General features: G+C 72.9%; 15 protein-coding genes. 7 read left to right on the top strand and 8 right to left on the bottom strand.

The window, feature by feature from the left end:
- Window positions 1-52: 52 nt before the first annotated feature.
- The gene (locus ABD352_RS23495) at window positions 53-709 is read right to left on the bottom strand and encodes a GntR family transcriptional regulator (RefSeq protein WP_344614600.1); all 657 of its coding nucleotides are present in this window, start codon (window positions 707-709) and stop codon (window positions 53-55) included.
- Window positions 710-792: 83 nt separating this feature from the next.
- On the opposite strand from ABD352_RS23495, the gene ABD352_RS23490 reads away from it, so the two are divergent.
- On the top strand, window positions 793-2,082 hold the full coding sequence (locus ABD352_RS23490) for a methyl-accepting chemotaxis protein (protein ID WP_344614599.1): 1,290 nt from the start codon (window positions 793-795) through the stop codon (window positions 2,080-2,082).
- 173 nt (window positions 2,083-2,255) lie between these two features.
- Here ABD352_RS23490 and ABD352_RS23485 read toward each other — a convergent pair whose 3' ends face one another.
- Window positions 2,256-2,810: a TetR/AcrR family transcriptional regulator gene (locus ABD352_RS23485; protein ID WP_344614598.1), complete on the bottom strand. Its 555-nt coding sequence runs from the start codon at window positions 2,808-2,810 to the stop codon at window positions 2,256-2,258.
- An 82-nt stretch (window positions 2,811-2,892) separates the two neighbouring features.
- On the opposite strand from ABD352_RS23485, the gene ABD352_RS23480 reads away from it, so the two are divergent.
- Complete coding sequence (locus ABD352_RS23480; RefSeq protein ID WP_344614597.1) at window positions 2,893-3,297, top strand: nuclear transport factor 2 family protein; 405 nt, start codon at window positions 2,893-2,895, stop codon at window positions 3,295-3,297.
- Here ABD352_RS23480 and ABD352_RS23475 read toward each other — a convergent pair.
- Entirely contained in the window at window positions 3,294-4,274 is a 981-nt protein-coding gene (locus ABD352_RS23475; protein WP_344614596.1) for a YihY/virulence factor BrkB family protein, read from the bottom strand. The genes ABD352_RS23480 and ABD352_RS23475 overlap by 4 nt on opposite strands.
- 59 nt (window positions 4,275-4,333) lie before the next feature.
- Window positions 4,334-4,729 carry a response regulator gene (locus tag ABD352_RS23470; RefSeq protein ID WP_344614595.1) on the bottom strand — a complete coding sequence of 132 codons (396 nt, stop codon included), beginning with the start codon at window positions 4,727-4,729 and terminating at the stop codon, window positions 4,334-4,336.
- Window positions 4,730-4,772: 43 nt separating this feature from the next.
- On the opposite strand from ABD352_RS23470, the gene ABD352_RS23465 reads away from it, so the two are divergent.
- Entirely contained in the window at window positions 4,773-5,594 is an 822-nt protein-coding gene (locus ABD352_RS23465; RefSeq protein ID WP_344614594.1) for a hypothetical protein, read from the top strand.
- A 62-nt stretch (window positions 5,595-5,656) separates the two neighbouring features.
- Here the strand turns inward: ABD352_RS23465 and ABD352_RS23460 are convergent, their stop codons facing one another.
- The gene (locus tag ABD352_RS23460) at window positions 5,657-5,938 is read right to left on the bottom strand and encodes a MerR family transcriptional regulator (RefSeq protein WP_344614593.1); all 282 of its coding nucleotides are present in this window, start codon (window positions 5,936-5,938) and stop codon (window positions 5,657-5,659) included.
- Between the two features lie 51 nt (window positions 5,939-5,989).
- On the opposite strand from ABD352_RS23460, the gene ABD352_RS23455 reads away from it, so the two are divergent.
- From ABD352_RS23455 to ABD352_RS23440, 4 genes are all read left to right on the top strand, one after another.
- A complete protein-coding gene (locus ABD352_RS23455) occupies window positions 5,990-6,958 on the top strand; it encodes an aldo/keto reductase (protein ID WP_344614592.1) in 969 nt (322 codons plus the stop codon).
- Window positions 6,959-7,156: 198 nt separating this feature from the next.
- Complete coding sequence (locus tag ABD352_RS23450) at window positions 7,157-8,992, top strand: anthranilate synthase family protein (RefSeq protein WP_344614591.1); 1,836 nt, start codon at window positions 7,157-7,159, stop codon at window positions 8,990-8,992.
- Window positions 8,989-9,483 (top strand): YhjD/YihY/BrkB family envelope integrity protein, encoded by a 495-nt coding sequence (locus ABD352_RS23445; RefSeq protein WP_344614590.1) that lies wholly within the window; start codon window positions 8,989-8,991, stop codon window positions 9,481-9,483. Before ABD352_RS23450 ends, ABD352_RS23445 begins: the two co-directional genes overlap by 4 nt.
- Window positions 9,484-9,494: 11 nt before the next feature.
- Window positions 9,495-10,694, top strand: coding sequence for an MFS transporter (locus ABD352_RS23440; RefSeq protein ID WP_344614589.1), 1,200 nt, complete (start codon window positions 9,495-9,497; stop codon window positions 10,692-10,694).
- A 10-nt stretch (window positions 10,695-10,704) separates the two neighbouring features.
- Here ABD352_RS23440 and ABD352_RS23435 read toward each other — a convergent pair whose 3' ends face one another.
- The 3 genes from ABD352_RS23435 to ABD352_RS23425 all read right to left on the bottom strand — a co-directional run bounded on the left by ABD352_RS23435 (window position 10,705) and on the right by ABD352_RS23425 (window position 13,338).
- Window positions 10,705-11,187 (bottom strand): hypothetical protein, encoded by a 483-nt coding sequence (locus tag ABD352_RS23435; RefSeq protein WP_344614588.1) that lies wholly within the window; start codon window positions 11,185-11,187, stop codon window positions 10,705-10,707.
- Window positions 11,188-11,246: 59 nt separating this feature from the next.
- Complete coding sequence (locus tag ABD352_RS23430) at window positions 11,247-12,569, bottom strand: trypsin-like peptidase domain-containing protein (protein ID WP_344614587.1); 1,323 nt, start codon at window positions 12,567-12,569, stop codon at window positions 11,247-11,249.
- Between the two features lie 298 nt (window positions 12,570-12,867).
- On the bottom strand, window positions 12,868-13,338 hold the full coding sequence (locus ABD352_RS23425) for a hypothetical protein (protein ID WP_344614586.1): 471 nt from the start codon (window positions 13,336-13,338) through the stop codon (window positions 12,868-12,870).
- Between the last annotated feature and the right edge of the window lie 34 nt (window positions 13,339-13,372).

Here is a 13,372-nt window from a genome sequence, read left to right as displayed (position 1 = left end):
GCCTACCGGCCCAGGCCTGCCCGCGCACTGACGGGCGCGGCGGGCCCGGCGCCTACCGGCCCAGGTCGGCGAGGGCCGGGTCGAGGTCGGCGGGGAGGTGCCACTCGGCGTGGTCGCGGGCGGCACGCTCGGCGGCCGGGGCGTCGCGGCGACGCAGGGCGTCGAGCAGGGACGCGTGCTCGGCGATGACGGTGGGCCACGGCGGGGTACGGCGGACGGCCACGCGGTAGTGGCGCAGGCGCAGGCGGGTGCGCTCCAGCAGCTCGCACAGCGGGGCGTTGCCGGTGGCGGCGGCGATCGCGGCGTGGAAGCGGTCGCTCAGCCCGGGCAGGCAGTCCGCGGGACCGGACCCGGCGCGCATCTGCTCGTGGAGCTCCTGCAGCGCGGCGAGCTCGGCGTCGGCGACGGTAGCGGCGGCCAGGCGGGCGGACAGGGCCTCCAGGGCCGCGTGGGTGACGAGGAGGCCGCGCAGCTCGGTCAGGGACAGGGTGGCGACCTGGGCGCCGGAGTGCGGGCCGGGCTGGGTGACCAGGCCGTGGGCGGCCAGGCGCTGGACCGCCTCGCGCAGCGGGACCTTGCCGATGCCGAGGTCGCGGGAGAGCGCGTCGACGTTGAGGCGGGCGCCCGGCGGCAGGGAGCCGGAGAGGATGGCCGCGCGCAGGCGCTCGTGGACCTGGTCCGCCTTGGTCTGGGAGCGCTCCGGCGGCATGTGCGGATGGTAACCGACGCTACAGACGACCGGTTCGCTGCCGATGGGATGGGCGGATAACCGTGCACGTAGGGAGCTCGAAGATGCCGGCGTTGCTGTCCTGGCTGATGCCCAAGGTCACGCTCAGCGACGCGGCGTACCGCTCGCGGCACCGGGCGCTGACCGCCGTACTGTGGCTGCATCTCCCGCTGCTCGTGGTGCTCAGCCTCGTCAACGGGCACGACGTGGTCGGCAGGCACGCGCACTCGGCGGCGTGGCTGGTCTGGTCGTTCAACGCCGGGGTGCTGCTCTGCGCGCTCGCGGCCGGGACCGCGCGGACGCGCCGGGGCGGGTCGACCGCGGTGTCGACGGGGCTGCTGCTGGCCGCCGCGGCGCTCGTGCACGCCGGGAACGGGCTCACCGACCTGCATTTCCACTTCTTCGTCGTGGTCGCGCTGGTGAGCCTGTACCAGGACTGGATCCCGCTCGCGCTGGGCGTGCTGCTGGTGGCGGCGCACCACCTGCTGGTCGCCGTCACCATGCCCGAGATGCTGTTCTCCAGCCCGCAGGCGCGCGCCTACCCGATCCTGTTCGTGCTGCTGCACGCCGGATTCGTGCTCGCGATGTGCCTGACGCAGCTGGCGTACTGGAGGTTCGCCGCACACGCCGAGGCGGAGGCCGACGCCGAGAAGGCACGGCTGGCCCAGCAGAACCAGGAGCAGCTGCGCGCCGCCGCCGAGGAGGCCGGCCGGCGCGAGGAGCAGGCCGCGACCAACGCCGCCGAGCAGGTCGCGCGGAGCGAGGAGCTCGGCCGGCGGCTGGAGACGGTGCTCGTCGACGTGGCCGCCGCAGGTGTACGGCTGGGAGCCGAGGCCGGCGCCGCGATGGAGTCGTTCGAGTCGGCCCTGGCGGGGATGAACACCACCGTGCACGGCGCGGTCGGCGACGTCGAGGCGGCCCTGTCGGACTCCAACCACGCGACGGCCGTCATCCGCGAGCTGGAGTCGGCGGTGGCCGACATCGCCACGGTCGCCGGGCTGATCCAGGCGGTCGCGGACCAGACGAAGCTGCTGGCGCTGAACGCCACCATCGAGGCGGCCCGGGCCGGGGAGGCGGGCAAGGGCTTCGGCGTCGTCGCGAGCGAGGTGAAGGAGCTGGCGGCGCAGACCGCGGCGGCCACGGGCCGGATCGAGACCACGGTCGGGCACGTGACCGCGGGGGCGGCCGCGGCGGCGGGCGCGGTCGGCGGGGTGGCGGACCGGCTCGGGGCGGTGGCGACGGCGCAGCGGGAGGTGGCGGCCTCGCTGGCCGAGCAGACGCGGCTGGCCGCCACGACGCGCGGCTCGGTCGCGGCGGCGGCGGAGCACGTCAGCGCGGCGGCGCACACCTCCTGACCGCGCACCCGGTCACGGCAGCGGAGCACCGACGCCCGGTCACGACAGCGGAGCACCGACGCCCGGTCACGACAGCGGAGCACCGACGCCCGGTCACGACAGCGGAGCACCGACGCCCGGTCACGGCAGCGGAGCACCGACGCCCGGTCGCGGCGGCGGCCGCTCCCGATCGCTCAGTCGCCGGCGAGCTGGCGGATGCACGGCCGCAGGAGGTCGACGACCCGCTGCGGGTCGGCCTCCTCCAGGCCGGCGAGGTGCAGGAGGTACCGCTCCACGATCACGCCGTGGACGATCGCGGTGATCAGGCCGGCCCGCAGGTGGGCGTCCGGGCCCTGCAGCGCCGCCGCGATCTGCTCCAGCCGTGGCAGGGCGGCGGCGCGGAAGCCCTCGGCGGCCTCGTCGTGGGTGAGCATCGAGCGCAGTACCACCAGGGACCCCACCGGCTCGTCGGCCAGCCGCCGCTCGAGCGAGGCGAGCAGGGCCTCGGCGACGTCGGCCGGTGACCCTTCGAGCGGCTCCTCGGCGGCGACCCGCACGGCCCGCGCGAACAGCTCCTGCTTCGACCCGAAGTAGTGCATGACGAGCCCGCCGTCGACCCCGGCCTCGGCGGCGACCGAGCGGATGGTGGTGCGCTCGTACCCGACCTCGGCGAACATCGCCCGGGCGGCGGCAAGGATCCGCTCCTCGGTGCGGCGGCGCTGCTCGGCCCGGGACGTCACGGCGCTCATCCTACGACCGTTGACCGCCGCCCCCGGCTCGTTCTACGCTCGTTCAATCAACAGTCGTTGAACGAAGGGCGGGTGGACCCCCATGAGCGCTGGGGCGCGCGAGGTGGTCGAGCGGGTGCTGGACGTCGGGCGGACCCAGGACGTGGAGGGGTTCGTGGCCCTGATGGCGCCGGACGGGTACATCGAGTGGCCCTTCCGCCCGCCGGGCGTGCCGGGCCGACTGGAGGGGCGGGAGGCGATCCGGGCGTTCATGACCGGCGCGGCGCGGGCGACGATCCGGTTCGACGAGTACCGGGACGTGGTCGTCCATGAGACCGCCGACCCGGAGGTGATCATCGTGGAGTACGAGGTGTACGGGCACCTCGCGACGACCGGCGGCCCGTTCCGGCAGACGGTGATCGCGGTCCTGCGGGTGCGCGACGGCCTGGTGGCCTCCTACCGCGACTACATCAACCCGCTGCCGCTGATGGCGGCGCTCGGCCACTAGGAGAGGCCGATGTCGTGGTCGGGCTTCACATGGCTCTCGTCGCGCAGCGGGACGTAGGGCTCCTCGGACGGCGGCATGCCCGCCTCGATGGCGCGGCCCCGCTCCAGCTCCGCGTCGAACTCCGCGCCCAGCAGGATCGCCATGTTCGAGATCCACAGCCAGACCAGGAAGGCGATGATGCCGCCCAGCGTGCCGTAGGTCTTGTTGTAGGAGGAGAAGTTCGAGACGTACACCGCGAAGGCGCCCGAGGCGACCAGCCAGATGAACACGGCGAGGGCGCCGCCGGGAGTGACCCAGCGGAAGCCGTGCTGGCGGGCGTTCGGGGAGGCCCAGTACAGGATGGCCAGGATCAGCATCACCACGAGCAGCAGCACCGGCCACTTGACGATGTCGAAGATCCCGACCGCCTGCTTCGACAGGCCGACCCAGCCGCCGGCCTGCTGGGCGAAGCGGCCGGTGAAGACGATGCTCATGGCGGCCAGGGCGATCAGGATGCCGACCGCGATCGTGATGCCGAGGCGGATCGGCAGGACCTTCCAGATCGGGCGGCCCTCCGGCACGTCGTAGATCGCGTTGGCGGCGCGCATGAAGGCGCCCACGTAGCCCGAGGCCGTCCACACCGCGCCCAGCAGGCCGACGAGGGCCAGGACGCCGGCCGCGTGGGAGCCCTTCTTCAGCTCGTCGACGGCGCTGGTGACCGGGCCCGCGATGGAGCCCGGGAACAGCTGCTGGGCGTTCTTCAGTACCGCATCCTGGGTCGTGCCCGTGAGCAGCATCCCGGACACCGACAGCAGGACGAGGATCCCCGGGAAGATCGAGAGCACGCCGTAGTACGTCAGGGCGGCGGCCCAGTCGCTGAGGTTGTCGTTGTTGAACTCCTTGACCGTCCGCTTCAGCACGTCCAGCCAGGAGCGCTTGGTCAGCTCGGTCGGGCGGTCGGGGCCGCCCGTGGTCGGATCGTCCGCGTCGGAAGTCATCACGCCACCTCGCCGGGGGGGTCGGAAGTACGGTCCATATGCCCCCATAACGTTGTCGCTTAACGTTCGGGCGCGACCCTTCCCGCCCGGACGAGCGCGGCCTCGATCAGCGCGACCAGTTCGGTGGCGCGGAAGGGCTTGGCGATGACGGAGGCTTCGGGGCCGAGCTCGATGACGGCGGCGTCGAAGTACGGCAGGCCGGACATGAACATGATCATGGCGTCGGGGCTGCTGGCGCGGGCCGCCTCGGCGACCTGGACGCCGGAGCCGTCCTGCAACTTGAGGTCGGTGAGGACCAGGTCGACGCCCCCGGGGTACTCGGCGCACAGGCGCTCGGCGCCGGCGAGGCCGGACGCGGTCAGCACCTCGGCGCCGGCCCGGCTGAGCACCCTGCGCACGATCTCGCACAGGTCCGGCTCGTCGTCGACGACCAGGACGCGCAGGTGCTCGAGCATGCCCTCACGATATGCCGCGTATCGGGTGCTAGCGTGCCGTTCCATGAACGGCGGAGGATGGTTCGAACGACCGCCTCCGCCCACCGCGGCCAGCCGGCGCCTGCGCCGCCTGCTGCTGCTCACCGCGCTCGCGACGGTCGTGGTGGACGTGATCAACCTGCGCTACTCGGCCGAGGCCGGGCTGGGGCTGGGGGTGCGCACGGTGTGGGCCGCGCTGCGGGCGGCGGGCTTGCTGTTCCTCATGCGCGAGGTGCGCTACGGCCGGCTCACCGCCCGCCCGCTCGGGCTGATCCTGTCGGTGACGACGGTCTTCGCCTCGGCCCGGCTGGTGCAGCCGAAGGAGGGCGCGCTGCTGCCCCGCGGGCCGGTCATCGCCGGGCTGGTCGTGGTGGCGGCGCTGTGCGCGGCGGTGGTGTGGCAGCTGTTCCGCTCCCCCGGCGTCGAGGAGCACCTGACCCGGCGCCGGCCGCGGCGGGTGGTGCCGCCGTGGGTGCTGACGGCGAGAGTGGCGGCGCTGTCGTACTCCGCGCTGATGTTCGTCCCGTGCCTGGTCGCGCTCGGCTCGCTGTTCGAGACCCCGCGCCTGCGGCCGGAGATCTCGGTGCCGCTGGTCGTGTCCTGGTTCGTGCTCGCGCTGGCGATCGGGCTGGTCGCCGGCATCATCAGCTTCATCACGCTGTGGGGCCACGGATGGGCCCGCCTGCTGCTGGCGATGCTCTCGGCATTCGTCCTGCTGGTCCAGCCGACGCTGTGCTACCTGCTCCTCGGCCTCGACGGCCTCATCCGCGACGGGACCCCCATGGTGCTCGCCGCACTGGTCTGCCTCTACGGGCTGGCCAGGTCGCGGGTGTCCCCCTCGGCGTAGAACTTGATCTTGCTCTCGATCAGCTCCAGGTCGCTCTGCAGCGTCGCGATGCGGTCGAGCACCTACTGGCGGTGCTCCTCCAGCAGGACCCGGCGGGCCTCGAAGGTCGCCGCGCCGCTGCGGCACAACTCGGCGTAGCGCCGCATCTCCTGGATCGTCATGCCGGTCGCCTTCAGCCGCGTGAGGATCCGCAGCATGCCGAGGTCGGACTCGACGTAGCGGCGGTGCCCGTTGCTGCCCCGCCCGGGCGGGCTCAGCAGCCCGGCGCGCTCGTAGTAGCGCAGCGTGTGGGCCGTGAGGCCGGTGATGTCCGAGACCTCGGCGATGGTGTAACCCGTCTCCACTCGTCTCAGTGTATTTGACTTCGAGCGCGCTCTAAGGAGGACCGTTGTGACATGCGAACGAGAAACCTTGGCGCACTGAGCACCTCCGCACTCGGCCTCGGCTGCATGGGGATGAGCGAGTTCTACGGCGCCGGCGACGACGCCGAGTCCATCGCCACCATCCACCGCGCGCTCGATCTCGGAGTGACCCTGCTCGACACCGCCGACATGTACGGCCCGTTCACCAACGAGCAGCTGGTCGGCCGGGCCATCGCCGGGCGCCGCGACCAGGTCGTGCTGGCCACCAAGTTCGGCATCCAGCGCGATGGCGGCACGCGGCGGATCAACGGCAGCCCGGAGTACGTCCGGCGGGCCGTCGACGCGTCCCTGCAGCGGCTCGGCGTCGACCACATCGACCTGTACTACCAGCACCGCGTCGACCCGACCGTGCCGATCGAGGAGACCTGGGGCGCGCTCGCCGAGGCGGTCGCCGCCGGCAAGGTCCGCCACCTGGGCATCTCCGAGGCCGGCCCGCAGAGCGTGCGGCGCGCCCACGCGGTGCACCCGGTGACCGCGGGGCAGTACGAGTACTCCCTGTGGAGCCGCGACCCGGAGGCCGAGATCCTGCCGCTGTTCCGCGAGCTCGGCATCGGCCTGGTCGCCTACAGCCCGCTCGGCCGCGGCTTCCTCAGCGGCGAGATCACCAGCCCGGACCAGTTCGAGCCGGGCGACTTCCGGGCGAGCAACCCGCGCTTCCAGGGCGAGAACTTCCAGCGCAACCTCGACCTGGTGACCGAGGTCAAGCAGCTGGCCGAGGCCAAGGGGTGCACCCCGGCCCAGCTGGCGCTGGCCTGGGTGCTCGCGCAGGGCGAGGACGTCGTGCCGATCCCCGGCACCAAGCGGCGCACGTACCTGGAGCAGAACCTCGGCGCGCTGGACGTCGAGCTGACCGCCGACGACCTGGCCGCCATCGAGAAGCTCTCCATCGGCCGGGACGTCGCCGGCGACCGGTACGCCGAGATGGGGTCGGTGGGCAAGTAACGCTGGCGCGCACGAGGGAGAGCCCGTACGCTCTCCCTCGTGACCGCGCGACCCAGTAACCAGTGGTGGCCCGCCTGACGAGGCGGCCCACTTCCGCGCGACACCAACCGCGGCCGCCCATCGAGGCGGCCGTTCTGCTTTCCCGGGGAGTCGGGGGCCGCTTCGAGACGCGGCAACCGATCCCGAAGGGAAACCCCAATGCTGATCGACCCGAAGGCCCCGTTCGCGCTGTTGCGCCGTGAAGGGCGGGACGCCGTCGAGGTGCTCACCGGCCCGGTGTCCACGGTGGACGCGCTCGCCGACATCCCCGACGAGTGCCTCGCGCTCGTGCCGTTCCGCCAGGTCCACGAGCGCGGCTTCGACTGCGTCGACGACGGCACGCCGCTGTCGGTGCTGCGCATCGAGTCGCGCCGCGAGGTGCCCGTCGCCGACGCGCTGGCCGGCCTGCCCGACGAGTCGTTCACCCTGGACAACGCGGGCTTCGACGTGGCCGACGACGAGTACGCGTCCATCGTGGACACCGTGCTGCGCGAGGAGATCGGCCGCGGCGAGGGCTCGAACTTCGTCATCCACCGCGTCTTCGAGGCCGACCTCTCCGGCGACCCGGTCGCGGCCGCGCTCACCGTCTTCCGCCGGCTGCTGGCCCGGGAGCGGGGCGCCTACTGGACCTTCGTCGTGCACACCGGCGAGCGCACCCTCGTCGGGGCCACCCCGGAGCGCCACGTCAGCGTCGACGACGGGCTGGTCATGATGAACCCGATCAGCGGCACCCTGCGCGGCGCGCCGCAGAAGCAGGCGGTGCTGGACTTCCTCGCCGACCGCAAGGAGATCGACGAGCTGTCCATGGTGCTCGACGAGGAGCTCAAGATGATGGCCACCGTGGCCGACCTCGGCGGGCAGGTGATCGGGCCGTACCTCAAGGAGATGACCCACCTGGTCCACACCGAGTACCTGCTGGCCGGGCGCGGCTCCCGGGACGTGCGCGACGTGCTGCGCGAGACGATGTTCGCCCCGACCGTGGTCGGCAGCCCGATCGAGAACGCCTGCCGGGTGGTGGCCCGGCACGAGCGGCGCGGCCGCGGCTACTACGGCGCGGTGCTGGCGCTGCTCGGCCGGGACGCGCAGGGCCGGCCGACGCTGGACGCGCCGATCCTCATCCGCACCGCGGACATCGACCACAACGGACGGCTCCGGGTGCCGGTCGGTGCGACGCTGGTCCGCCATTCCACGCCCGGCGGCGAGGTGCTGGAGACACACACCAAGGCCGCGGCGGTACTGCGTGCCCTCGGGCTGAACGGCCGGCAGTCCACCGTGGACGCCGCGGGCGGGGCGCTGGCCGCCGACCCCGAAGTACAGGCCGCGCTGGTGGCCCGCAACGCCACCCTCGCGCCGTTCTGGCTGCAGCCCCGGGACGGGCGCCCGGCCGATCCGGCGCTGGCCGGCCGGCGGGCCCTGGTCGTGGACGCCGAGGACACGTTCACCGGCATGCTCGTGCATCAGCTGCGGGTGCTCGGGCTCTCGACGGAGCTGGTGCCGTACACCCGGGACATCGACACGACCGGGTTCGACATCGTCATCCCCGGGCCCGGCCCGGGCGACCCGCGGCGGACGGACGACCCGAAGATGGTCAGCATGCGCGGGCTGGTCCGCGACCAGCTCGAGTCCGGCCGGCCGATGCTCGCGATCTGCCTGAGCCACCAGCTGCTGGCCGGCCTGCTGGGGCTGCCGCTGCGGCGCAAGGCCTCGCCGTACCAGGGCATGCAGCGCGACATCGACCTGTTCGGCCGGACCGAGAAGGTCGGGTTCTACTCCACGTTCACGGCCACCCACCCCGGCCCGTCGCTGGACTCCGCCTTCGGCCCGGTCGAGCTGGCCCGCGACCCGGCCAACGGCGACGTGCACGCGCTGCGCGGGCGGACCTTCGCCGGGCTGCAGTTCCACCCCGAGTCGGTGCTCAGCCAGCACGGCATCGACCTGCTCCGGGACCTGCTCACGGTTCTGCTCGACGCCCCGGTGGGTACCTCGCCTGAGTGATCGTCCGCTTCCTCAGGGCCTTCCGGGGGTTCCTCCGGGGCCGTGACCTCAACCTGCACGCGGCCGCGGTCACGTGCTACGGCGGGATCGCGGTGGTGCCGGTCGCGCTGCTCGTGCTCCGGCTGGCGGGCGCGCTCGCCGGGCCCGGCCGGGTGCGCCACCTGGCCGGGCCGATCGTCGCCGCGATGCCCGAGCGGATGGCGGCCGGCGCGCAGGTGCTGCTCACCGCCGGTCTCGGCATGTCGTGGTGGCTGACGCTCGTGGCGCTGGTCCCCGCCACCCTCTACGGCGAGGGCCTGCGCCGCGCGCTGGCGAGCCTGGCGGGCGCGCCCGGCGGGGCCGCGGCGGGCTGGGCCGGCCGCCTGCTCGTGCTGCCGCTGCTGGCCGCCGGCCCGGTGCTGCTCGTCGCCCTGCTCGCGGCGCTGGGTTACGCCGCCACTCTTGCGTTCAACCGCCCGGTCGACAATGCTTCCGAAATAATTTCGGATTAGGGAGCCGGCCAGTGGACCAGCGCGACCGCCGGGCACGGATCGCCGTCGCCGGTGCCTACTTCGCCCAGGGCTTCTCGTTCGCCGGCCTGCTGACCCAGGTCGCCGCGCTGCAGCAGAAGTTCGGCTTCGACGATACGCAGCTGTCACTGGTCCTGCTGGCCGTCCCGGTCGTCGCCGGCGTCGGCAGCGTGGTGGCGGGCCTGCTCAGCGCCCGCCTCGGCAGTTCGGCGGTGCTGCGCAGCGCAGGCCCCGGGGTCGCGGTCGCGATCGCGCTGACCGGCCTGGCGGACGCGCGCTGGCAGCTGTACTGCACGCTGGCCCTCGTCGGCCTGATGCTGGGCCTGGTCGACGCCACCATGAACATGCAGGGCGTCGGCGTGGAGCGCCGCTACGGCCGCCCGGTGCTCAACTCCTTCCACGCCGTGTGGAGCGCCGGCGCCATCCTGGGCGCCCTGGCCACCTCGGGCACCGCCCACCTGGGCTGGTCGATCGCCGCCTCCCTCGGCACCGTGGCCGCCCTGGGCATCCTGCTGTCCCTGGCCGCGGGCCCCGGCCAGCTGCGCCGCACCGAGGAAGCCATCGCCGAGGCCAACCCGGACGCCTTCGCCGCGTCGATCCCGTGGCGCCCGATCGTCCTGGTCGGCGTCGCGATGATGCTGATGTTCATCGCCGACTCGGCGGTGTCCAACTGGAGCTCGGTCTTCATGGAGAAGGCCCTGCACACCGGCACCAGCGTGGCCGCGCTGGGCCTGGCCGCCTACCAGACGACGATGCTGCTGGGCCGCACCGCCGGCGACCGCCTGGTGAGCCGCTTCAGCCCGACCGCGGTCGTCTCCGTCGGCGGCGTGGTCGGCGGCCTGGGCCTCATCCTGGTGGCGGCCTCCGGGACGGCCCTGCTCAGCATCGTGGGCTTCGCGATCGTCGGGCTGGGCCTGTCGTTCGTCGTGCCGCAGTCCTTCTCCGCCGCAGGGCGCCTCGACCCGGCCGGCACCGGCGTGGCCATCGCCCGCGTGAACCTCTTCAACTACATCGGGTTCGTAGTGGGCGCGGGGCTGATCGGGGCCGTGGCGGAGAGCTGGTCGCTGCGGTGGGCCTTCGTCGTGCCGGCGGTGCTGGTGGCCGGGATCGTGGCGCTGGCGCCGTCGTTTCGCACCCACGCCCCGGACGCCGCCCCGGCGGCACCCTCCGCCCCCGCCCCGACGGCGGGCTAGCGGCCGGCGCTCAGTCCGGGAACGTGACCGACCAGTACGCCGTGATCCTGCGAATGTCCGCCTGGTACCGCACCGCCCCCTCCTGGTCCCAGGCACAGTTACGGCCGGCGACGACGGCCGGCGCCCGCACCGCGTACTCGAACACGATGACGTGCTCGGTCCCGGCGCCCAGATCGCAGAGCGAGTCCGCCCGCCGCGAGGTCGGCAGCCCGTTGAGGTACCCGGTCAGCTCGGCCACCCCGCCGGCCGTGCTCCGGCTGGCCCGCAGCCGGTAGTCCGGATCGGCGTAGCTGCACAGCAGGGCGCTGCGCGCACCGGCGGGCACCAGGTCCCCGGTGCGCGTCGCACTGACCGCCGTGCCGTCCCAGACGGCGGGGCACTCCCCGGCGACCACGGGACCGCTCGCCGCGGGTGCCGCTTCCCCGGCCGGGTTCCCGCAGGCCGCCAGCGCGGCAAGCGCCCCACCGGCGACGAGCACCGCAACGCCTCGCATCGCCGCACACCCCTTCGCCTCGCCGATCAGTTCATGCCGCGGCCCTCGTGACCCGCGGATCAGGCGGTGCTGCCGGACACATTCGGATAGACGCCGAACACCCGGATCGCATCGGCCCAGTCCTGGAACTCGAAGTCGCTGCCGCCGCCGGCGGAGGTGATGCCCTTGGCCCGGACCCCGTCGCCGTCCAGGGAGAACACCGGGCCGCCGCTGTCGCCCTCCTGGCCGGAGAGCTTGCCGTCGACCTGAGTACACAGGATGAGACCGTAGTGAAGATAGTTGCAATCGCCGTCGGAGTCCGGGTGGTCGCAGTCAACCATGTTGTCGGCAGACCGGAGTTCCTTGAGGCCGCACACGACGCCGCTCTTCATGCCCGACTGGCAGACCTGTTCGTTCGCGGCCCAGTAGCCCCAGCTGTGCACCGGCTTCGTGTAGCTGCTCACCGGCCCGCCGTCGAAGATGACATGCCAGCCCGGCGCGTCGATGAGCAGCAGGTCGGAGCGCCAGTCGTCGCTGTTGACGGGGCCCATCGAGTAGTACGCCGACGTGCCGGACGTGCCCTGGTTCACCCAGTCGCCCGTGCTCGCGCAGTGTCCGGCCGTCAGCACCCAGCTGTGCCCACCCGAGTGGACGCCGAACCCGGTCGTGCAGTTCATCCGGTGGGAGGAACCGCGCCAGCTCTCGAACCGGTCCCCGCCGTTCCACGGATACCTGTCGTCGGTGCGGCTGCTCAGCAGCCGGATCGGCTCCGCGGCCGTTTCGATCGTCACCGGCACGCCGACGTGGGCGTCGGCGAGCACCTGCTTGGCCGCGGCCAGCGGCGCCCTGCCCTCCCGGGCCCGCATGCTCCCTTCGAGTCGCGCCGCCTGCTGCGACGGGATCGTCTTCAGGTGCAGGCCCGAGCCGTCGGGCTCGTAGCCGATGGACTGGATGTCCGAGGACCGCTTCCCGATGACGTCCTTGATCTTCTGACCTTCGGCCTGCAGCTCGGCGCTGGAGTACGCCGCGGCCTTGACCGCCACGGCACCGGTCTTGCGCGCCCGGGCGACCGACGCCTGCATGCGCATCGTCAAGCCGCCCTTCCAGTACAGGGTGAGCCCCTCGCCCTCGAACGCGACGCCGGCGAACCCGCTGCCGGCCGGCTCGGCGTAGTAGGCGTCCCAGAGTTCCTGCAGCGCCGGATGCAGCTTCTCCTGCTGCCGCATCACCATGAGCGTGGCCGGGTCGAGGTTGTCGATCGACTGCGGGTCGCTGTTGCGCCCGACGGTCGGGGTGGCGTCGCCGGCGAACGCCGGCGAGACCGGCAACGCCGCGGTCGGGACAGCCATCAGGGCGACGGCAGCCAGGCCGGCAAGACGCAGGCGCGGGTCACGGTTGGGCATGCGTTCCTCCGGGCACGATGGGACACGGCACCGCAGCGGAGGACAGGTCGATGCGAGCGGCGCAGGCTAACGCCCGCCACGCCGCCTGGATCGTCAAAGTAGCCAGCCTCCCCCGTGCTGCTGGAACGCCACGAGGGCCGATCCGCGGACCGGACCCACGAGGCACTGACGGAAGCTAGCATCGGAAGATATTGACGTACATGCCTGGGTGTCTGCATTTTCGGATGGCGCACCCATGGCACCCGGAGGCAACCCCGGGAGGGTTGAGCTGCGTTTTTTGCCGCCCGGCGGCGCGCGCTCAGGTGGCGTCGTCGGCGAGCGGCAGCGGATCTGGTCGGCGGGTGCGGAAGTACCGGTTGGCCGACGGCAGGAACATCAGCAGACAGGCACTGAGCACGGCCGCCACGTGGACGGCGCGGCTGGCGCCGAACAGCAGGTCGACGGGGCCGGACTCGCGGATCAGCGCGGTGAGGGAGTTGCCGTGCGCCAGCCAGAGCACCGGATCCACGACCAGCGACAGGAGGCCGAGGACGCCCAGTCCCACGGCGAGGGCCAGCCGGGCCCACCGCCGGCCGGCGGACATCCGCAGCACGACGAACGCGGCGGCGGCGAAGACGGCGACCCGGACCGTCACGCCGGCGACGGCGTCACCACCCGCCCGTCCGCTGGCCACGACCAGCACCGTTTCGAAGACCCCCGCGCCGATCGCGACGAACCACATCGTGCGTGCGGCTCGCACCGCGACCGGGACCCGCTCGACACTTCGCATGCCGTCGATGTTCCCGGCCCGGCCGGCGCCTGGG

The organism is Dactylosporangium salmoneum (assembly GCF_039532525.1).
Classification (GTDB): Bacteria; Actinomycetota; Actinomycetes; order Mycobacteriales; family Micromonosporaceae; genus Dactylosporangium; species Dactylosporangium salmoneum.
Note: the sequence above shows the minus strand (reverse complement) of the source record. Positions and strands in the feature narration are given on the sequence as shown.